The sequence below is a fragment of the Klebsiella sp. K5-204 genome (assembly GCF_030128585.1).
Classification (GTDB): domain Bacteria; phylum Pseudomonadota; class Gammaproteobacteria; order Enterobacterales; family Enterobacteriaceae; genus Klebsiella; species Klebsiella quasipneumoniae.
In genome coordinates, this window is the sequence record NZ_JAKUZS010000006.1 from 71,796 (window position 1) to 92,544 (window position 20,749).

A 20,749-nucleotide genomic window follows, 5' to 3' on the forward strand; every position below is an offset into this window, starting at 1 on the left:
CTGACAGTCCTATACTGTGAGGCTGACGTACCACAGATGTCTCGCGGCGCCGGCTTTTTCCCGCGCTGAACTTTAAATTTCACGTACCAGTAGTTGTAGCGAATGAATACTGAAGCCACTCAAGATCATCAAGAAGCAAACACCACGGGCGCGCGTCTGCGTCACGCCCGCGAACAACTCGGACTTAGCCAGCAAGCGGTGGCAGAACGCTTATGCCTGAAGGTGTCCACGGTTCGTGATATTGAAGACGATAAGGCGCCTGCCGACCTCGCTTCCACCTTCCTGCGAGGGTACATCCGCTCCTATGCTCGCCTCGTACATATCCCGGAAGACGAGCTGCTGCCGATGATGGCTAAGCAAGCGCCCATCCGCGCGGCGAAAGTCGCGCCAATGCAGAGCTTCTCTTTAGGTAAACGTCGCAAAAAACGCGACGGTTGGCTGATGAGCTTCACCTGGCTGGTGCTGTTTGTGGTTATCGGCCTGAGCGGCGCCTGGTGGTGGCAAGACCATAAGGCGCAGCAGGAAGAGATCTCCACCATGGCCGATCAGTCTTCCGCTGAGCTGAACAGCGGCGACACCAGCAGCCAGAGCGTGCCGCTGGATACCAGCGCCCCGGCAGCCCCGACCGCCGATAGCGCTGCGAACAGCGCGCCAACCGATACCGCCAGCGCCCCGACCACCAGCGCCCCGGCCCAGACGCCGGCGGACAATAACGCCGTTGTCGCGCCTTCCCAGGCCAATGTCGATACCGCAGGCGCGGCGCCGACGGCGCCGGCTACCCCGGCCTCGCCATTGCCGACCGATCAGGCGAACGTGACGAACCCGGCGGCGGCGCAGGATCTGGTGATGAACTTTTCCGCCGATTGCTGGCTGGAAGTGAGCGATGCCACCGGCAAAAAACTGTTCAGCGGCCTGCAGCGTAAAGGCGGCAACCTGAACCTGAGCGGTCAGGCGCCGTATAAGCTGAAAATTGGCGCCCCGGCTGCGGTAGAGATCCAGTATCTGGGCAAGCCTGTCGATTTAAGTCGTTTTATCAGAACTAACCAGGTTGCGCGTCTGACCCTTAATGCCGAATCATCACCGGCGCAGTAACAGACGGGTAACGCGGGAGATTTTTCATGCATAACCAGGCTCCGATTCAACGTAGAAAATCTAAACGTATTTACGTTGGTAATGTGCCAATTGGCGATGGGGCTCCCATCGCCGTTCAGTCAATGACTAATACGCGCACCACTGATGTGGCGGCAACCGTAAATCAAATCAAAGCGTTAGAGCGCGTGGGCGCGGATATTGTCCGCGTTTCTGTTCCGACGATGGACGCCGCCGAGGCGTTCAAAATAATCAAACAGCAGGTCAACGTCCCGCTGGTCGCCGATATCCACTTTGACTACCGTATTGCGCTGAAAGTCGCGGAATACGGCGTCGACTGCCTGCGTATCAACCCGGGCAACATCGGCAACGAAGAGCGCATCCGCATGGTCGTAGATTGCGCGCGCGATAAAAATATCCCGATCCGCATCGGCGTTAACGCCGGCTCGCTGGAAAAAGATCTGCAGGAAAAATATGGCGAGCCGACGCCGCAGGCGCTGCTCGAATCCGCCATGCGCCACGTCGATCATCTCGATCGCCTCAATTTCGATCAGTTTAAAGTCAGCGTTAAAGCCTCCGACGTCTTCCTGGCGGTAGAGTCTTATCGCCTGCTGGCGAAACAGATCGATCAACCGCTGCACCTCGGGATCACCGAAGCGGGCGGCGCGCGCAGCGGCGCGGTGAAATCGGCGATCGGTCTTGGGCTGCTGTTGTCCGAAGGGATCGGCGATACGCTGCGCGTCTCGCTGGCGGCGGATCCGGTGGAGGAGATCAAGGTCGGCTTCGATATCCTCAAATCGCTGCGTATTCGTTCCCGCGGTATTAATTTCATCGCCTGCCCGACCTGTTCGCGTCAGGAGTTTGACGTTATCGGGACGGTGAACGCCCTGGAGCAACGTCTGGAAGATATCATCACTCCGATGGATGTTTCGATCATCGGCTGCGTGGTGAACGGCCCAGGCGAAGCGCTGGTTTCCACCCTCGGCGTGACCGGCGGCAACAAGAAAAGCGGCCTGTATGAAGACGGCGTGCGTAAAGATCGCCTGGACAACAACGACATGATCGACCAGCTGGAAGCGCGGATCCGCGCCAAAGCCTCGATGCTCGATGAAGCCCGTCGGATTGACGTTCAACAGCTTGAAGCAAAATAACGTGTTGGGAAGCGATACGCTTCCCGTGTATGATTGAACCTGCGGGCGCGAGGCGCCGGGGTTCATTTTTGTATATATAAAGAGAATAAACGTGGCAAAGAACATTCAAGCCATCCGTGGCATGAACGATTATCTGCCGGGCGAAACCGCTCTCTGGCAGCGCATTGAAGGCTCACTGAAGCAGGTGCTCGGTAGCTACGGTTACAGCGAAATCCGTTTGCCGATTGTAGAGCAGACCCCGTTATTCAAACGCGCGATCGGCGAAGTGACCGACGTGGTTGAAAAAGAGATGTACACCTTTGAGGACCGCAACGGCGACAGCCTGACGCTGCGTCCGGAAGGGACGGCGGGCTGCGTACGAGCCGGCATCGAACATGGTCTGCTGTACAATCAAGAACAGCGCCTGTGGTACGTCGGGCCGATGTTCCGCCACGAGCGTCCGCAGAAAGGCCGTTACCGCCAGTTCCATCAGATCGGCGCCGAAGTTTTTGGCCTGCAGGGGCCGGACATCGATGCGGAGCTGATCATGCTGACCGCGCGCTGGTGGCGTGAGCTGGGCATCTCCGATCATGTCAGCCTTGAGCTGAATTCCATCGGTTCTCTGGAAGCCCGCGCCAACTACCGCGACGCGCTGGTGGCTTATCTCGAGCAGTTTACCGATAAGCTTGATGAAGACAGCAAACGCCGGATGTATACCAATCCGCTGCGGGTGCTGGACTCCAAAAACCCGGACGTGCAGGCGCTGCTGAACGACGCGCCGGCGCTCGGCGATTATCTCGACGAAGAGTCGAAAGCCCACTTTGCCGGCCTGTGCGCGTTACTTGACGATGCCGGGATCCGCTATACCGTCAACCAGCGCCTGGTGCGCGGCCTCGACTACTATAACCGCACCGTGTTTGAGTGGGTGACCACCAGTCTCGGTTCTCAGGGCACCGTCTGCGCCGGCGGCCGTTACGACGGTCTGGTTGAGCAGCTTGGCGGTCGTGCCACCCCGGGCGTGGGCTTCGCCATGGGTCTGGAACGTCTTGTTTTACTGGTCCAGGCAGTGAATCCGGAATTTAAAGCCGATCCTGTTGTCGATATATACCTGGTAGCCTCCGGGACCGATACTCAGTCCGCCGCCATGCGTCTGGCTGAGCAGGTTCGCGATGCGCTGCCCGGCGTGAAACTGATGACCAACCACGGCGGCGGCAACTTTAAGAAGCAGTTCGCCCGTGCCGATAAATGGGGCGCACGTATCGCCCTGGTGGTGGGTGAGTCAGAGATCGCTGACGGAAACGTGGTAGTGAAGGATTTACGCTCAGGTGAGCAAACTACCGTAACGCAGGAGAGCGTTGCCGCGCATTTGCGCACACTTCTGGGTTAATCTCCCGGGAATTATTAGTCAGGAGAAGGACTGCGTGGAAACTTTTAACAACGAGAACGATCAGGTCGATGCGCTGAAGCGCTTCTTTGCCGAAAACGGCAAAGCGCTGGCGGTCGGGGTGATTTTAGGGATTGGCGCGCTGGTTGGCTGGCGCTACTGGACCTCCCATCAGCAGGATACCGCCAGAGACGCGTCGCTGGCTTACGAAAAGGCGACTTCCGCGCTGAAATCAAATACGCCAGACGTGCTGTCAGGGGCGGAGAAGTTCGCGGCTGACAATAAAAATACCTACGGCGCCTTCGCCTCTCTCGAGCTGGCACAGCATTTTGTTGAACAGAACGATCTGCCGAACGCCGAAAAGCAGCTTCAGCAGGGGCTGGCGGCCGCGTCTGATGATAACCTGAAATCGGTTATCAGTATGCGTCTTGCCCGCGTTCAGCTGCAGATGAAGCAGGCTGATGCGGCGCTGAAAACCCTCGACAGCATTAAAGGCGAAGGTTGGACCGCGATTGTGGCTGATTTGCGCGGCGAAATTCTGTTGAGCAAAGGCGATAAGCAAGGGGCCCGTGCGGCGTGGGAAGCTGGCGTGAAAAGCGATGCTTCTCCTGCGCTCAGCGAAATGATGCGTATGAAAATGAATAATTTGTCCATCTGAGAGGGACTCGATGCAATTGCGTAAATTACTTTTGCCAGGGCTGCTTTCCGTTACCTTGCTGAGCGGGTGTTCGCTGTTTAATAGCGAAGAAGATGTGGTGAAAATGTCACCGCTGCCGACGGTAGAAAACCAGTTTACGCCGTCCACGTCCTGGAGCACCTCGGTTGGCGATGGTATCGGCGAATTTTACTCTAACCTTCATCCGGCCTTCGCCGACGGCGTGGTCTATGCCGCTGACCGTAAAGGCACCGTCAAAGCGCTGAGCGCTGACGACGGCAAAGAGGTGTGGTCGGTGAATCTGGCGGAGAAAGATGGCTGGTTCTCGCGCACCCCGGCGCTGCTTTCCGGCGGGGTGACCGTCTCGGGCGGCCATGTTTATATCGGCAGTGAGAAAGCGCAGCTGTATGCGCTGAATACCAGCGATGGTACCGTTGCCTGGCAAACCCGCGTCGCCGGCGAAGCGCTGTCGCGCCCGGTGGTGAGCGATGGCATGGTGCTGGTCCACACCAGTAACGGCCAGCTGCAGGCGCTGAATGAGACCGATGGCGCCGTGAAGTGGACGGTTAACCTGGATATGCCTGCGCTCTCCCTGCGCGGCGAATCCGCTCCGGCCACCGCCTACGGCGCGGCGATCGTGGGCGGCGACAATGGCCGCGTCAGCGCGGTATTGATGCAGCAGGGGCAGATGATTTGGCAGCAGCGTATTTCCACGGCCACCGGGCCGACGGAAATCGACCGTCTGAGCGACGTCGACACCACGCCGATTATCGTCAACGGCGTTGTCTATGCGCTGGCTTACAACGGTAACCTGACCGCGCTGGATCTGCGCAGCGGCCAGATTATGTGGAAGCGCGAGCTGGGTTCGGTGAATGATTTCATCGTCGATGGCAACCGTATCTATCTGGTTGACCAGAATGACCGCCTGCTGGCGCTGACTACCGATGGCGGCGTGACCCTGTGGACACAAAGCGATCTGCTGCACCGTTTGCTGACCGCGCCGGTGTTGTATAATGGCAATCTGGTGGTCGGCGATAGCGAAGGCTATATGCACTGGGTGAACCCGGAAGATGGCCATTTTGTGGCGCAGCAGAAAGTGGACAGCTCCGGTTTCCTGACCGACCCGGTTGTGGCCGATGGTCGACTGCTGATCCAGGCGAAAGACGGTACGCTGTACGCGATTACGCGTTAATTACCGCTGTCGTGAGTGATTAAGAAACGGCCCCTGGCAGACAGGGGCCGTTTTGACTTTTTTAAAAACGTCGTTATGACGATGTTGCTTAGTGATTGTATGAGGCATTTAACATGATACCTGTGGTCGCGCTTGTCGGGCGCCCTAACGTTGGAAAATCCACGCTCTTTAACCGCCTGACGCGCACTCGTGATGCGCTGGTTGCGGATTTCCCGGGGCTGACTCGTGACCGTAAGTACGGTCGGGCCGAAGTCGAAGGCCGCGAATTCATCTGTATCGATACCGGTGGTATTGATGGTACGGAAGAGGGCGTGGAAACCCGGATGGCGGAGCAGTCGCTGCTGGCAATCGAAGAGGCCGATGTGGTGCTGTTTATGGTCGATGCGCGCGCGGGCCTGATGCCGGCGGACATCGCGATCGCTAAACACCTGCGCTCTCGTGAAAAGCCCACCTTCCTGGTGGCTAACAAAACCGACGGCATCGACGTCGACCAGGCGATGGCGGACTTCTGGTCGCTCGGCCTGGGCGATATCTATCCTATTGCCGCTTCGCACGGCCGCGGCGTGACCAGCCTGCTTGAGCAGGCCCTGCTGCCATGGGTCGATGAGGTAAATCCTCAGGAAGAAGTGGATGAAGACGCCGAATACTGGGCAAAATTCGAAGCTGAGCAGAATGGTGAAGCGGAAGAAGAGCCGGAAGACGATTTCAATCCGCAGGATCTGCCGATCAAGCTGGCGATTGTCGGACGTCCTAACGTCGGTAAATCGACGCTCACCAACCGCATCCTCGGCGAAGATCGTGTGGTGGTCTACGATATGCCGGGCACCACCCGCGACAGCATTTACATCCCGATGCAGCGTGACGAGCGCGAATACGTGCTCATCGATACCGCCGGGGTGCGCAAGCGCGGCAAAATTACTGACGTGGTGGAGAAATTCTCGGTCATCAAGACGCTGCAGGCGATTGAAGACGCCAACGTCGTGCTGCTGGTGATTGATGCCCGCGAAGGCATCTCCGATCAGGATCTGTCGCTGCTGGGCTTTATCCTCAACAGCGGCCGCTCCCTGGTGATCGTCGTCAACAAATGGGACGGCCTGAGCCAGGAAGTGAAGGAGCAGGTGAAAGAGACCCTCGACTATCGTCTGGGCTTTATCGACTTTGCCCGGGTGCACTTCATCTCCGCCCTGCACGGCAGCGGCGTCGGCAACCTGTTTGAATCGGTACGTGAAGCCTACGATAGCGCAACCCGCCGCGTAAGCACCGCGATGCTCACCCGGATCATGAACATGGCGGCGGAAGATCATCAGCCACCGCTGGTTCGCGGCCGTCGCGTGAAGCTGAAATATGCCCACGCCGGGGGCTACAACCCGCCTATCGTGGTGATCCACGGTAACCAGGTGAAGGATCTGCCGGATTCCTACAAGCGCTATCTGATGAACTATTTCCGTAAATCCCTGGACGTGATGGGTACGCCAATCCGTATCCAGTTCAAGGAAGGGGAAAACCCGTTCGCCAACAAGCGCAACACCCTGACGCCGAACCAGATGCGGAAACGTAAGCGCCTGATCAAGCACATCAAGAAAAGCAAATAATCATTAAACCCGCTTCGGCGGGTTTTTTTGTGGCCGCCATGCCGGTAAATGTCAAAACCATCCGCCATAATCCCGCGATACTTCGCCGGGAACAGATCGGCTCAGGGGTGGACTAAACATGCAAATTGGATTTATCGGCCTCGGCGCGGTGGTGGAAACCGCCTATTTACCCGCGCTGCGTCGCCTCGGATACCGTATTGACAGCTGCCAGGGCTATGACCTGGACAGCAGCAGAGCGCTGCCGGGGATCCAGCGCTGCAGTTCGCTGTCGGCGTTGCTGGCCAAACCCCTGGATACGCTCTTCATCACCACGTCATCCCTCCAGCACCTGCCCGTGCTGGAGAGGGCGTTAGCCAGCGCCATTCCCCGCATCGTGGTGGAGAAACCGATAGTGGCCAACCTTGAGCAGGCCGCGCGGCTGCGGGCGCTGCTGGCGCCGGCGGGGGAGGCCGGTCGGGTGCTGGCCCTCGACCACTGGATGGCGCGTGGGTTAGCCCTGAACGCTCTTGCTCCGCCGTGGCAGGCGGAAGAGGAGGGCAGCGGCCTGCCGCCGCCGCACCTTTCAGCGCAGGATATCGCCTGGATAGAAGGCTATTTGCAGGAGCCAAGCGGCTTTAACGCTGCCGGAGAACCGGTCGCGCTTAACTTTGCCACCGGCGAGCTGGATAGCCGGCGGCTGCGTCATCCTGACGGCGTGATCCTCGATATCGGTACCCATGTCCTGGCGATGCTGCGGGAAACGCTGCTCGACTGCGGGGGCGATGTGACGCTGGACCTCGCCGTTCGGGCGGCGAAAGACCGTCTCGGCCGAGATATTGCTCATGGGGATACGGTCACTGCCGAGGGAGAGGCGCATCTGGAGGGACGCCTGGGCGATATCCCGCTGAATATCTGGCTTAACAAATATGCCGGTCCCGCGGGCGGGCAAAAGGGAATGCGGATAGGGCTGCGGGACGGGCGACTGCTTGCCCTCGATCGCGCCCCTGATGGCGAGGTGGCGACGCTACAGGACGGCGAGCGGATCCAGCGCTGGACCCGGCCCGGAGCGATCTATGCGCACTGTCTCGATGAGCAGATCCTTGGCGCGGAGAATGTGTTTACCCGGGCGCCCGAAAGCGTGGCCGGGCTGACGCGGCGTCGGCTTGAGGAAGTGGAATGGCTGCTCAGGTTGCAGCAGCAATTACGCGGCCCTCATTAAACCCGGAACATGATAAAATAGGTGCAGATAAACGTTGAAAGGAATGGTTATGGAACTTGATTGCCCTCTGTGCCACGCGCCGTTAGATGTCAAAGGCAGCAGCGCGCATTGCGCTCAGTGCGAAAGGGTATTTGCCCTTGAGGCGCGCTGCCCGGAATGCCACCAGCCGCTGGAGGTGCTGAAGGCGTGCGGCGCGGTGGATTACTTTTGCCAGCACGGGCACGGCCTGATCTCGAAAAAACGGGTGGAGTTTATTCCGCTGGTTTAGGCGGCGATGGCTTTCTGGCCCGCGTTTTTTTCACCGGCGCAATCTGCCTCACTTCACTTTCGACCCAGCCGTCTTTCAGGCGGGTGGTGAGCAGATCGCCGGTTTTGACCTGTTTTGTCTGCTTCAACACCGTGCCGTCGCTCACCGAAGTGACGCTATAGCCGCGCGCCAGGGTGGCTAAGGGACTCACCGCCTCCAGATGGGTCACCGCGTGACCAAACCGTTCACGCCGCTCGCTGAGGCGGCTACGCATCGTTTCCGCCAGCCGGTATACCAGCTGCTGGACGCGCGATTGCGCCCGGTGGATACGCGGCTGCGGGTTATAGTGATTCAGGCGCTGAACAGTGCGTTTTTGCCGCTGCTCGGCGCGTTTAAGCTGCGATTCCACGGCGATGCGCATCCGCTGGCGCAGGCGTTCCAGTGCGGTCTGCTGGCGGGCCAGCCGCAGCTGCGGGTGCTGCTGCTGCAGACGATGGAACAACTGGGTAAAACGGCGCTGGCGACTGGCGAGGAAATAGTCCATCGCCATCTCCAGCCGCTGCTGCCCGGCCTGTAGCTGGCGCAGCAGCTCCTGCTGATTACGGCTGACGATCTCCGCGGCGGCAGAAGGGGTCGGCGCTCGCAGGTCGGCAACAAAATCAGCGATAGTGACGTCGGTTTCATGGCCGACGGCGCTGACGATAGGGATCTGGCTGGCGAAGATAGCGCGCGCCACCCGCTCATCGTTAAAACTCCACAGATCCTCCAGCGAACCGCCGCCGCGTCCGACAATCAGCACGTCACACTCCTGACGCGCGTTCGCCAGCGCGATGGCGCGCACAATCTGCCCGGGGGCATCGTCACCCTGAACTGCGGTCGGGTAGACGATCACCGGCAGCCCGGGGTCGCGGCGTCTGAGGACATGAAGAATATCGTGCAGCGCGGCGCCGGTTTTCGAGGTGATGACCCCGACGCAGCGGGCGGGGGAGGGGAGCGCCTGCTTATGTTTTTGATCGAACAGCCCTTCCGCGGTTAACTGCGCTTTCAGCTGCTCATACTTCTGCTGCAGCAACCCTTCGCCGGCGGGCTGCATGCTTTCGACGATAATCTGGTAGTCGCCGCGCGGCTCATACAGGGTGATGTTGGCGCGAACCAGCACCTGCTGCCCATGCTGTGGGCGAAACGTGACCCGGCGGTTGCTGTTGCGGAACATCGCGCAGCGCACCTGGGCGTTATCGTCTTTTAAGGTGAAGTACCAGTGGCCGGAAGAAGGCTGGCTGAAGTTAGAGATCTCGCCGCTGATCCAGACCTGGCCCATTTCGCGCTCAAGCAGCAGACGCACCGTCTGATTGAGGCGGCTAACGGTAAAAATTGCGGGGGATTGAGAGGGTAACATGTGAGCAAGATCAAACTTTAAATCAGCAGGTTATTCAGTCGATAGTAACGCGCTCAGAGGGGATGGCAAGTATTATTTGCAAAAAAGGGTAGATGCAATCGGTTACGCTCTGTATAATGCCACGGCAATATTTATCCACCCTGGTCGAGATATTGCCCATGCTACGTATCGCTAAAGAAGCCCTGACGTTTGACGACGTCCTCCTCGTTCCCGCTCATTCTACCGTTCTGCCGAATACAGCCGATCTCAGCACTCAGCTGACGAAAACCATTCGTCTGAATATTCCTATGCTCTCCGCAGCCATGGATACCGTAACGGAAGCGCGTCTGGCTATTGCCCTGGCACAGGAAGGCGGCATCGGCTTTATTCACAAAAACATGTCCATCGAGCGCCAGGCGGAAGAAGTTCGCCGCGTGAAGAAACATGAGTCCGGCGTGGTCACCGACCCGCAGACCGTTCTGCCGACCACCACCCTGCGTGAAGTGAAAGAGCTGACCGAGCGTAACGGCTTCGCCGGCTACCCGGTGGTTACCGAAGAGAACGAGCTGGTCGGTATCATCACTGGCCGCGACGTGCGTTTCGTCACCGATCTGAACCAGCCGGTCAGCGTCTACATGACCCCGAAAGAGCGTCTGGTTACCGTTCGTGAAGGCGAAAGCCGTGAAGTGGTCTTTGCGAAGATGCACGAAAAACGCGTTGAGAAGGCGCTGGTTGTGGATGAGAGCTTCCACCTGCGCGGGATGATCACCGTAAAAGACTTCCAGAAAGCGGAACGTAAACCGAATGCCTGTAAAGATGAGCAGGGCCGTCTGCGCGTAGGCGCTGCGGTCGGCGCCGGCGCGGGCAACGAAGAGCGTGTTGATGCGCTGGTGGCTGCGGGCGTTGACGTCCTGCTGATCGACTCCTCTCATGGCCACTCCGAAGGCGTTCTGCAACGTATTCGTGAAACGCGCGCGAAATACCCGGACCTGCAGATCATCGGCGGCAACGTCGCCACTGGCGCAGGCGCGCGTGCGCTGGCGGAAGCCGGCTGCAGCGCGGTGAAAGTGGGCATCGGCCCGGGCTCCATCTGTACTACCCGTATCGTGACCGGCGTAGGTGTGCCGCAGATCACCGCCGTTTCCGACGCGGTGGAAGCGCTGGAAGGCACCGGTATTCCGGTTATCGCCGACGGCGGTATCCGTTTCTCCGGCGACATCGCTAAAGCGATCGCGGCCGGTGCGGCGGCAGTGATGGTCGGCTCCATGCTGGCCGGTACCGAAGAATCCCCGGGCGAAATCGAACTCTACCAGGGGCGCTCTTACAAATCCTATCGCGGGATGGGCTCCCTCGGCGCGATGTCGAAAGGCTCCTCTGACCGCTACTTCCAGAGCGATAACGCCGCTGACAAACTGGTGCCGGAAGGTATCGAAGGCCGCGTGGCCTATAAAGGCCGCCTGAAAGAGATCATTCACCAGCAGATGGGCGGCCTGCGCTCCTGTATGGGTCTGACCGGCTGTGGTACCATTGACCTGCTGCGTACCAAAGCTGAATTCGTACGCATCAGCGGTGCGGGCATTCAGGAAAGCCACGTTCACGACGTGACCATCACCAAAGAGTCCCCGAACTACCGTCTGGGCTCCTGATTTCTTCGCCCGACCTTGCGTCGGGCGATTTATTTACTCTGTTTCACTTGCCTCGGAATTAGCGTCAATGACGGAAAACATTCATAAACATCGCATTCTCATTCTCGACTTCGGGTCACAGTATACTCAGCTGGTGGCGCGTCGCGTGCGTGAGCTGGGCGTCTACTGTGAGCTGTGGGCATGGGATGTCACGGAAGCACAGATCCGCGAATTTAATCCAAGCGGCATCATTCTTTCCGGCGGCCCGGAAAGCACCACCGAAGAGAACAGCCCGCGCGCGCCGCAGTATGTGTTCGAAGCCGGCGTGCCGGTATTTGGCGTCTGCTACGGTATGCAGACCATGGCGATGCAGTTGGGCGGCCATGTAGAAGGCTCTAACGAGCGTGAGTTTGGCTACGCGCAGGTTGAAGTGGTTAACGACAGCGCGCTGGTGCGCGGTATCGAAGACTCTCTGACCGCGGACGGCAAACCGTTGCTGGACGTGTGGATGAGCCACGGCGACAAAGTCACCGCCATCCCGTCTGACTTCGTCACCGTCGCCAGCACCGACAACTGCCCGTTCGCCATTATGGCTAACGAAGAAAAACGCTTCTACGGCGTGCAGTTCCACCCGGAAGTGACCCATACCCGTCAGGGGATGCGTATGCTGGAGCGCTTCGTGCGCGACATCTGCCAGTGCGAAGCCCTGTGGACCCCGGCGAAAATCATCGACGACGCCGTTGAGCGTATCCGCCAGCAGGTTGGCGATGACAAAGTGATCCTCGGCCTCTCCGGCGGCGTGGACTCTTCGGTGACCGCGATGCTGCTGCACCGCGCCATCGGCAAAAACCTGACCTGCGTATTCGTGGATAACGGTCTCCTGCGTCTGAACGAAGCCCAGCAGGTGATGGACATGTTCGGCGACCACTTTGGCCTGAACATTGTTCACGTCGAAGGCGAGCAGCGCTTCCTCGACGCGCTGAAAGGCGAGAACGATCCAGAAGCGAAACGTAAGATTATCGGCCGCGTCTTCGTGGAAGTGTTCGACGAAGAAGCGCTGAAGCTGGACGACGTCAAATGGCTGGCGCAGGGCACCATCTACCCTGACGTTATCGAATCTGCCGCTTCCGCTACCGGTAAAGCGCACGTCATCAAATCTCACCACAACGTGGGCGGCCTGCCGAAAGAGATGAAGATGGGGCTGGTTGAGCCGCTGCGCGAGCTGTTCAAAGACGAAGTGCGTAAGATCGGTCTGGAGCTGGGTCTGCCGTACGATATGCTCTACCGTCATCCGTTCCCGGGTCCGGGCCTCGGCGTGCGCGTGCTGGGCGAAGTGAAGAAAGAGTACTGCGACCTGCTGCGTCGCGCGGACGCTATCTTCATCGAAGAGCTGCACAAAGCTGACCTGTACAACAAAGTGAGCCAGGCGTTCACCGTGTTCCTGCCGGTTCGCTCCGTCGGCGTGATGGGCGATGGCCGTAAATACGACTGGGTGGTTTCCCTGCGTGCGGTGGAAACCATCGACTTCATGACCGCGCACTGGGCGCACCTGCCGTATGATTTCCTCGGCCGCGTCTCTAACCGCATTATCAATGAAGTGAACGGTATCTCCCGCGTGGTGTATGACATCAGCGGTAAGCCGCCAGCAACGATCGAGTGGGAATAACGCCCGCCCGTTAATCGTTTTTGATTTAAGCCCGCATCCTGCGGGCTTTTTATTGCCTGTCTCATTTCACCGCTTGCTCAATCACCCGGGCAATCTCCTCCGGTTGGCTCACCATCGACACATGGCTTGCCGCCACCTCAGTGGTTTTCGCATCAATCGCCTTCGCCATCGAACGCTCCAGATCCGGATTGATCATCCGGTCATTCTTGCTGACCACATACCAGCTCGGCTTATCATGCCAGGCCGCATGCGTGACCTTTTCGGTAAAGGCCTCCGCGCGGATCGGGCCCTGGGTGGCGATCAGCCTGTTTTGCTCAGCAGCCTTAATATCTGGCGCAAAGTCCTGGCGTACCGATTTTTCAGGTAACCAGAGAAAACCCTCTGCGGTTTTAGCAATACCTGCGCTGCCCGGTGGGGCAGGGTAGCTCCCCGCCAGATCCGCAGTCGACTGGCCCGAGTCCGGGGCAAACGCCGCCACGTAAACCAGCGATTTGACCCGCGCAGCGTTACCCGCCTCGCTGATCACCGTCCCGCCCCAGGAGTGGCCTACCAGCACCACATCCCCGTGGGCCCGGGCGATGGCGCGCTGGGTTGCGGCGACATCCTCTTTCAGCGAGTTGAGCGGCAGCTGAACGGCAATGACCTCGGTATGCTGGCGTTGCAGTCTGTCGATCACCTGGTTCCAGCTGCTGCCGTCGGCAAAAGCGCCGTGCACCAGCACCACGGTTTTATTGCTACTCGCCAGTGCGGTACCGCTGGCGGCGGCCAGCAGCAGGCCCACCGCGAAGGTATGAAGAGACTGTTTTTTCATGGTGACGCCTCAACGGTAAATATCTGCGGTGCCCGACAGGGTGTTGTTCCCCCCGGCGGAGGTAATGCGAAACGCACCGGCGCCCGCTTTAACGGCTTTGGCCTGCAGTTTCGCCTCCAGATCCGCCAGCGACGTTGCGCCGCTGCTGTCGGAAACGGTGCCAATTTTTTGCAGCCCCTGAGGCTGGTTAATTTCCCGGGCAGCGAAAGCGGAAGACGCCATTGCGGCGGAGAAGGTCAGAACAGCAATCAGTAATGCTTTCATGGTTAAGATCCTCAAAAATAAGTGACTGGTGGCGTTCAGTGCATAACCGCAGCATGCGGCGGTACGATGAATTCGACGGTCTTGCGATCAACAGGTTTATGGGTTGGATCGGCGAGAATAAGGGTCACCTTGTGATGACCGGCAGGCAGGCCCACCAGAATAACCGGCTCGCCGCTGGCGTCGGCCCAGTGCCAGGGGTTGTCATCCACGATGACGTGGATATGGCCGATGCGCGGCGCCACTTTCAGCGCCTCGGGCCCGAACACCGGTTCAATACGCATGTTCTCGGCGCGGTATTGAATAAAGACCGCACCTTTACTCAGCGGGCCCGCCAGCGGCGGATCCACAATCAGTGTTGCCGGTGGCTGGGGCTGTTCGGGCGGTGCAACGGCGGCGGGGCCGTTAACATCCGCGGCGCTGAGTCCGCTAAGCGGTGCAGCCCAGGCGCAGCCTGATGTCAGCGCGAACAGCGTGAAGAGTAAATGTGGACGTATCATCGGGGTATCTCCTCATCGGGTCATCAATGGCGACAGCCTCATAAAACCATTTTTATGTATCGGGTCTGTTTGCTGTGGGCGGCTTTTTTGTATGGCTGCGTAAGCAGGGCGGCGTGGATACAGTGCGATACATTCCGCGCATGCGAAGGGCTGTATCTGCTGGCATGGTGTCTGCAGAGGCACCCGGGTGGGTGCTACAGCAAACAGGAGAATGACCATCATGAATCACGAAAAGGTAGCGTTGATTTTCGGCGGCGCGCGCGGTATCGGGGCGGCCATTGCGGCGCGACTGGCGCACGAGGGCTATCGGGTTGCCATCACCTGGGTATCACGCCCGGATCGGGCGCAGGCGCTGGTCTCAACGATTGAGCAACGGGGCGGTCAGGCGATAGCCATTGAAGCCGACAGCGCAGACCCCAGTGCTATCCAGGCCGCGGTGGATAAGACATTACGGCACTACGGCAGGCTGGATGTCGCGGTGGTAAATGCGGGCGTGCTGCGTCTCGGTACCCTTGAGGCCTATTCGCTGGACGATCTGGATACCACCCTGGCCGTCAACGTGCGTGGTGTCTTCCTTGCCATTCAGGCGGCGGTTAAGCCGATGGCGGAAGGGGGGCGTGTGATCACCATCGGCAGTAATACCGCGGTGCGTACCGGCCATGTGGGCAGTAGCGTGTATGCCATGAGTAAAGCGGCTGTCGCCTCAATGGTGCAGAACCTTGCGCTGGATCTGGCGCCACGGCGCATCACGATTAACAACATCCAGCCGGGGCCCATCGCCACCGATATGACTGCCGGAATGGCGGAGCAGATCGTCGGGCGCATTCCCTTGCAGCGTATGGGCGAACCGGACGAAATCGCCTCGCTGGCGGCCTGGCTTGCCGGTGAATCGTCCGGCTAAATGACGGGTACAAGCCTGACCATCGACGGCGGCTTTGTGCTCTAGTCGCTAAGGGCAGGGATACCCTCAGCCTGGTGCGATGCCTGCCCCTTGACGATAGCCACCGCCAGTACGGCAATCAGCAGCGTTAACCCCCACGACAGCCACATCGCCCCGATCGTCCCTAAAGCCCGGTTCAGCCACGCATAGGCCAGCGGGGAGGCCGCCGCCATCAGCTGGGCCGGGATCAGCAGCACCCCGGTGCGTCTGGCGTACGCTTCAGGGGCAAACAACTGCAGCGGCAGCGTGGCTTTGACGATGGTCACCAGCCCGTTAATCGCCCCGTAGCCCAGCACAAAACCGGCGGCTGACCAGAGAAAAAGCGAGCTACTCAGGCCGAGCATAAAGCACACCGGCATAGCCAGCGCGGTAAGCAGCGTCAGGCGAAGCGGGGTGAGCCCCGCCCCGGCCACCACCTCCAGAAACCGTGCACCAGTCTGTCCAACGCCCCATAACATGCCGACGGCAACCGGCAGACCGACGCTTATGATAAATTCCGGCAGATGGGTGGAAGTGCCATTAGAGACAAAGGTGATCAGCGCGATAAACGCGGCGTACAGCCAGCCGTTTCGCCGATCCCGTACCGCGGCAGGGGCGGCGGGTTTATTGACGATAAAGCCTGTTTTATTGGGTAGCGACAGGGTTAACGCGGCGCTTAGCAAGCCGAACAGGGCATAGATCAGCAGTGCTTCCCGCCAGCTCATGGCCGCGAGCAGAGCCTCCCCCAGCGGCCAGAACACCACCGAGGCCAGCCCACCCGTCAGGGTTATGCGGGAGATCGTCCGTCGCGCCTGCTTGCCGTAGAGATTAACCAGCGCGGCAAACAGCGCGTCATACAGCGACAAACGCATGCCGATGCCGGTCAACAGCCAGGCGCTGTACCAGGCGACAAGCGAGTGTGCGTCAGCCATAAGCAGACAACCGACGGCGAGCAGCAGGGAGCCTGCCATCACCACGCGTTGCCCGCCAGCACGCGACAGCAGCCGGGCGACAAACGGCGAGAGGGTGGCCATCACCAGCATGGCGAGCGTCAGGCCTGAGTAGATTTGTGGGGATGACCAGCCGGTATCTGCCGACATCGCCCCGGCAAAGGTGCCGGGCATATAAAAAGAGATACCCCAGTTGATCAGTTGCTGAGCGCCCGCCGTGAAGGCGAGGCGTCGGGGAATAGCCGGTGTTTCCATGGTTTTTCATTCCGTTAAGACAGTTGTCCTGAGCATACCCGGCAGGCTATTGTTCTGGCAGAGCGGCCACCTTATGCGCGGTATAAGAGAAACTTTGCATGACAACACTGAACCTGGGAAACCTGGCGACCTTCCGGCTGGTCGTACAGCGCGGCAGCTTCTCCGCCGCCGCCGACGCGCTGGGGATCTCCCAGCCTGCCGTTAGCCTGCAGGTGCGTCAGCTGGAGCAATTTTTACAGACTCGGCTGCTGGAGCGCACCGGGCGTGGGATCAAGGCGACGGCGGCGGGAATGGCGCTACTGGCCCACAGCGAGCAGATCGATCGGGCGGTGAATAGCGCGGTGCAGTCGATCAGCGCATTTAGCCAGGAAGTTAATGGCTCGTTGACGCTGGGGACCGGCGCGACGGCTTGCATTCATCTTCTTCCGCCGCTTCTGCAGCATCTTCGTCAGCAGCACCCGCTGCTGACGGTGGGGGTAACCACCGGCAACACGCTGGATATCGTCCGGGCGGTGGAGGAAAACCGGCTCGATCTTGGACTGGTTACCCTGCCCGTGCAGGGGCGCAGTCTGGCAGTGACCGCAGTGGTTGACGAGGAGTTCGTGGTCATTCATCCCAGCCACGAGGCGGGGATCCCGGCGGTGTGCACCCCTGAAGCGCTGCAGGCGCTGCCGCTCATTGCCTTCGAGGCGGGCAGCGGCACGCGGGATCTGATTGATCGCTGGTTCCGTTCGGCGGGCCTGGCGGTCACGCCGGTGATGCAGCTGGGAAGCATCGAGGCGATCAAACGCATGGTGCGGGCCGGGCTGGGCTACAGTATTGTGCCCCGCATGGCGGTGGAGCAGGCGGAGGATCGCTGTGGCTTAACGGTACATTCTCTGGCCCCGTCGCTGTACCGTCAGCTGGCGGTTGTCATGCGTCAGGATAAAGTGATTACCAAAGGAATGGCGGAAATGCTGCGTCTGCTACAGGCCGTGCGCTTATAAATCGCCAGCGGCAACACATGCCTCGTCAGGGATAGAGTCTCGAAAACGGGCGTCTCTGACAGCGGTTGGGGGCGCACCCGGCATCGGGCTCAACGGGTTACTCGCGGGCGGAAGGCTCGACGGTGAGCGTTGACTCCTGCGACGCTTTTTTATCCTGGTGATGGTACCAGGCGCCAATGGAGGAGTAGACAAAGCGTCCAAAGAAGAAGAGAAAGCTGATAAGCAGTACGATACGGGTCATGCGACGGTTAAATCGATGTCGTTTACGCATACTGGGTGCCTGACTCACAAAAGGTTCCTTGAAGTATACCCGAAGATGGGCGATGGGGGTATTAAGGCACAGGAACGAGGTGGGGTCAATTGATGCAGATGTAAAAGTGCGGCAGTGAAAACATTAATTAATGTTATATAAGATAATCGGCGTATTTACATGCTCACTTTATTAGCCAGGGAATGGTGAAAAAATAAGTTTTATTAATGTTGGTGTCAGCATTTGTTGATTTATATCAACAGCCTCATTCTCTTGGCCACTAAAATCAGCGGACGTTACCGTATCGTTATTACTTATGCGGTCAGCATGGGGTGGTTGGATGCCTGCCTGAATATGCCTCGCAGGAGCAGAGGCTCTCTGTAGAGCACCTATGAATTTATTAAAATACTATCAACAATATCGCGACAAATGGTGGGCCTTACCGCTTCTCCTGCCTGTGCTGTTATTACCCCTTGCCAGAGGGATGAATACATATACCGTGCTGAATGGTCACATGGTTTATCTTTATTATCTTCCCCTGGCGCTGGTGCTCAGCCTGATGATGTTTTTCGGCTGGGCGGCGATCCCCGGTATTATCGTTGGCCTGCTGCTTACGCTGGCCCGGGGCATGACGCCGGAACAGGCCTTTGGCGTACTGTTCCATTTTCTGATCCCCTGCGTACTCTGCTGGGGCGGATACCGCATCTTTGTTCCCCAACGGCAGCAGGTATCGCATGGTAACGTCAGACTGATGCCGCATCGTTTGTTCTGGCAAATGCTGCTCCCTTCGGTCATTTTTCTGATTCTGTCGCAGATCGCCGAGTTTCTGGGGCTGCATCCGCGCACAACGGAGATGACCGGCATCTCGCCGTTTAGTTTACGGTCGTTAATCACCTTTCAGGCGCTGATGGTAGGGTGCCTGACCGGCGTGCCCTTATGTTATTTACTGCTGCGGGTAATTCGTAACCCTTTTTATTTGCGCGGATTTATTTCTCAGGTTCGCTTACAAATTGATCCAAAAATAAAAAAAATTGAAATCATCAGCTGGGTGGCGATATTAATCCTGCTGCTGGGGCTATTATTGATGCCGCTTAATGATAGCAGCACTATATTTAGTACAAATTATACATTATCCTTACTGATGCCGGTGATGCTGTGGGGGGCGATGCGTTTTGGCTATCGCTTTATCTCGCTGATCTGGACGCCGGTACTGATCGCCGTGATCCATTTTCATTACCGTTATTTACCCATTTATCCAAGTTATAACACTCAGCTGGCGATCACCTCGTCAAGCTATCTGGTGTTCTCGTTTATTGTCGCCTATACGGCGATGCTGGCGACACAGCAGCGGCTGATCTACGCCCGCGTCCGACAGATGGCCTTCCTCGACCCGGTGGTACATATGCCGAATCTGCGGGCGCTGAGCCGGGCGCTGAACGGCGCGAGCTGGTCGACGCTCTGTTTTTTGCGTATTCCTGAGCTTGAGCTGCTGGGCCGCCACTACGGGGTGCTGTTGCGCATTCAGTATAAGCAAATGCTGGCGAATCACCTGCGTGTGCTGCTGCAGCCGAACGAAGCGGTATATCATCTTGCCGGTCACGATTTAGTGTTTCGTCTCAACAGCGAAGGGCACCAGGCGCGCATTCACTTAATTGAGCGCTCCCTGCGACAGTTCCGTTTTCACTGGGACGGGGTCCCCCTGCAGCCGCGGATCGGCATGAGCTATTGCAACGTCCGCTCGCCGGTGAAGCATCTGTATTTGCTGCTTGGCGAGCTGAACACGATTGCCGACATGTCGCTGGCCAGCGGCCATCCGGAGAATTTGCAGCGCCGCGGCGCCGGGCATGTCCAGCAGGATCTGAAAGACAAAGTGGCGATGATGAACCGCATCCTCAAGGCGCTGGAGCAAGACCATTTTGTCCTGATGGCGCAGCCTATCCAGGGTATTCGCGGCGACAACTACCATGAAGTGTTGTTGAGGATGAAAGGGGAGTCGGGGGAGCTGACAGGGCCAAACGAGTTCCTGCCGGTGGCGCACGAGTTTGGGCTGTCCACGCGCGTGGATCAGTGGGTCATTGAGCACACCCTGGCCTTTATGGATGCCAACCGGCGGGCGCTGCCCGGTCTGCGGCTGGCGATCAACCTCTCTCCGGTCTCGCTGAGCCGCAGTCAGTTTCCCGAGGAGGTGGAAAACCTGCTGCAGGCCTATAACATTGAGCCATGGCAGATTATCTTCGAGCTGACCGAAAACTATGCGCTCAGCAACCCCGAGCTGGTTTGCCAGACATTAGAGCGTCTGCGGGCGCTGGGCTGCCGGGTGGCGATCGATGATTTTGGTACCGGCTACGCCAGCTATGCGCGGTTAAAAACGATGAACGTCGATATTCTTAAGATCGACGGCAGCTTTATTCGCAATCTGCTCGCCAGCAGTCTTGATTACCAGGTGGTAGACTCTATCTGTCGTCTGGCGCGGATGAAGAGCATGCAGGTGGTGGCCGAATATGTCGAGTCGCCGGAGATACGCCAGGCGGTCATCGCGCTGGGGATCGATTATATGCAGGGCTATGATATTGGCGTCCCGGTACCTCTGGCGCAGCTGGCGGAGGGAATGAGCGCCTGAAGCGGTAAAAAGCCGGGCGCGATGGCCCGGCTCGAATGCTATCC

Annotated in this window: 18 protein-coding genes and 1 pseudogene; 13 read left to right on the forward strand and 6 right to left on the reverse strand. The window is 58.8% G+C overall.

From position 1 onward, the window contains the following. Nucleotides 1-102 precede the first annotated feature (102 nt). From rodZ to MKR05_RS16455, 8 genes are all read left to right on the forward strand, one after another. Nucleotides 103-1,092: a cytoskeleton protein RodZ gene (rodZ, locus tag MKR05_RS16420; protein WP_049013894.1), complete on the forward strand. Its 990-nt coding sequence runs from the start codon at nt 103-105 to the stop codon at nt 1,090-1,092. Between the two features lie 26 nt (nt 1,093-1,118). Beyond that, entirely contained in the window at nt 1,119-2,240 is a 1,122-nt protein-coding gene (gene ispG, locus MKR05_RS16425) for a flavodoxin-dependent (E)-4-hydroxy-3-methylbut-2-enyl-diphosphate synthase (protein ID WP_048336296.1), read from the forward strand. Between the two features lie 91 nt (nt 2,241-2,331). Then, complete coding sequence (gene hisS / locus MKR05_RS16430; protein ID WP_012540880.1) at nt 2,332-3,606, forward strand: histidine--tRNA ligase; 1,275 nt, start codon at nt 2,332-2,334, stop codon at nt 3,604-3,606. Nucleotides 3,607-3,640: 34 nt separating this feature from the next. After that, a complete protein-coding gene (locus MKR05_RS16435) occupies nt 3,641-4,261 on the forward strand; it encodes a YfgM family protein (RefSeq protein ID WP_023290633.1) in 621 nt (206 codons plus the stop codon). A gap of 10 nt (nt 4,262-4,271) precedes the next feature. Next, complete coding sequence (gene bamB / locus MKR05_RS16440; RefSeq protein ID WP_023290632.1) at nt 4,272-5,450, forward strand: outer membrane protein assembly factor BamB; 1,179 nt, start codon at nt 4,272-4,274, stop codon at nt 5,448-5,450. Nucleotides 5,451-5,563: 113 nt separating this feature from the next. Continuing rightward, nucleotides 5,564-7,042 carry a ribosome biogenesis GTPase Der gene (gene der, locus MKR05_RS16445; RefSeq protein ID WP_004144309.1) on the forward strand — a complete coding sequence of 493 codons (1,479 nt, stop codon included), beginning with the start codon at nt 5,564-5,566 and terminating at the stop codon, nt 7,040-7,042. Nucleotides 7,043-7,160: 118 nt separating this feature from the next. Next, complete coding sequence (locus MKR05_RS16450) at nt 7,161-8,240, forward strand: Gfo/Idh/MocA family oxidoreductase (RefSeq protein WP_112201306.1); 1,080 nt, start codon at nt 7,161-7,163, stop codon at nt 8,238-8,240. A 49-nt stretch (nt 8,241-8,289) separates the two neighbouring features. After that, nucleotides 8,290-8,508: a zinc ribbon domain-containing protein gene (locus MKR05_RS16455; RefSeq protein WP_004201901.1), complete on the forward strand. Its 219-nt coding sequence runs from the start codon at nt 8,290-8,292 to the stop codon at nt 8,506-8,508. Here the strand turns inward: MKR05_RS16455 and xseA are convergent. Beyond that, complete coding sequence (xseA, locus tag MKR05_RS16460; RefSeq protein ID WP_284118378.1) at nt 8,492-9,883, reverse strand: exodeoxyribonuclease VII large subunit; 1,392 nt, start codon at nt 9,881-9,883, stop codon at nt 8,492-8,494. The two genes, MKR05_RS16455 and xseA, sit on opposite strands and share 17 nt — an antisense overlap. 158 nt (nt 9,884-10,041) lie before the next feature. Here xseA and guaB point away from each other — a divergent pair, with 158 nt between their 5' ends. After that, the gene (gene guaB, locus MKR05_RS16465) at nt 10,042-11,508 is read left to right on the forward strand and encodes an IMP dehydrogenase (RefSeq protein WP_004151980.1); all 1,467 of its coding nucleotides are present in this window, start codon (nt 10,042-10,044) and stop codon (nt 11,506-11,508) included. Nucleotides 11,509-11,575: 67 nt separating this feature from the next. After that, nucleotides 11,576-13,153, forward strand: a complete 1,578-nt coding sequence (gene guaA / locus MKR05_RS16470; RefSeq protein WP_008803811.1) for a glutamine-hydrolyzing GMP synthase — start codon at nt 11,576-11,578, stop codon at nt 13,151-13,153. Between the two features lie 61 nt (nt 13,154-13,214). On the opposite strand, the gene MKR05_RS16475 is transcribed toward guaA, so the two are convergent. From MKR05_RS16475 to MKR05_RS16485, 3 genes are read right to left on the reverse strand one after another with little or no spacing between them, the layout of a single operon-like run. Then, entirely contained in the window at nt 13,215-13,964 is a 750-nt protein-coding gene (locus MKR05_RS16475; RefSeq protein WP_032453711.1) for an alpha/beta fold hydrolase, read from the reverse strand. 9 nt (nt 13,965-13,973) lie between these two features. Beyond that, complete coding sequence (locus MKR05_RS16480; RefSeq protein ID WP_044524334.1) at nt 13,974-14,228, reverse strand: YdgH/BhsA/McbA-like domain containing protein; 255 nt, start codon at nt 14,226-14,228, stop codon at nt 13,974-13,976. Between the two features lie 35 nt (nt 14,229-14,263). Next, nucleotides 14,264-14,725, reverse strand: coding sequence for a DUF6130 family protein (locus MKR05_RS16485; RefSeq protein WP_032453709.1), 462 nt, complete (start codon nt 14,723-14,725; stop codon nt 14,264-14,266). Nucleotides 14,726-14,945: 220 nt separating this feature from the next. On the opposite strand from MKR05_RS16485, the gene MKR05_RS16490 reads away from it, so the two are divergent. Then, complete coding sequence (locus tag MKR05_RS16490) at nt 14,946-15,626, forward strand: SDR family oxidoreductase (RefSeq protein WP_284118383.1); 681 nt, start codon at nt 14,946-14,948, stop codon at nt 15,624-15,626. Nucleotides 15,627-15,667: 41 nt separating this feature from the next. Here MKR05_RS16490 and MKR05_RS16495 read toward each other — a convergent pair whose 3' ends face one another. Beyond that, nucleotides 15,668-16,849, reverse strand: a complete 1,182-nt coding sequence (locus MKR05_RS16495) for an MFS transporter (RefSeq protein ID WP_044524332.1) — start codon at nt 16,847-16,849, stop codon at nt 15,668-15,670. Between the two features lie 73 nt (nt 16,850-16,922). On the opposite strand from MKR05_RS16495, the pseudogene MKR05_RS16500 reads away from it, so the two are divergent. Continuing rightward, nucleotides 16,923-17,835: pseudogene (locus tag MKR05_RS16500) on the forward strand (LysR family transcriptional regulator). A gap of 97 nt (nt 17,836-17,932) precedes the next feature. Here MKR05_RS16500 and MKR05_RS16505 read toward each other — a convergent pair. Continuing rightward, on the reverse strand, nt 17,933-18,106 hold the full coding sequence (locus MKR05_RS16505; protein ID WP_017900441.1) for a YfgG family protein: 174 nt from the start codon (nt 18,104-18,106) through the stop codon (nt 17,933-17,935). Between the two features lie 370 nt (nt 18,107-18,476). Here MKR05_RS16505 and MKR05_RS16510 point away from each other — a divergent pair, with 370 nt between their 5' ends. Then, nucleotides 18,477-20,705: an EAL domain-containing protein gene (locus tag MKR05_RS16510; RefSeq protein WP_060590150.1), complete on the forward strand. Its 2,229-nt coding sequence runs from the start codon at nt 18,477-18,479 to the stop codon at nt 20,703-20,705. Nucleotides 20,706-20,749 lie beyond the last annotated feature (44 nt).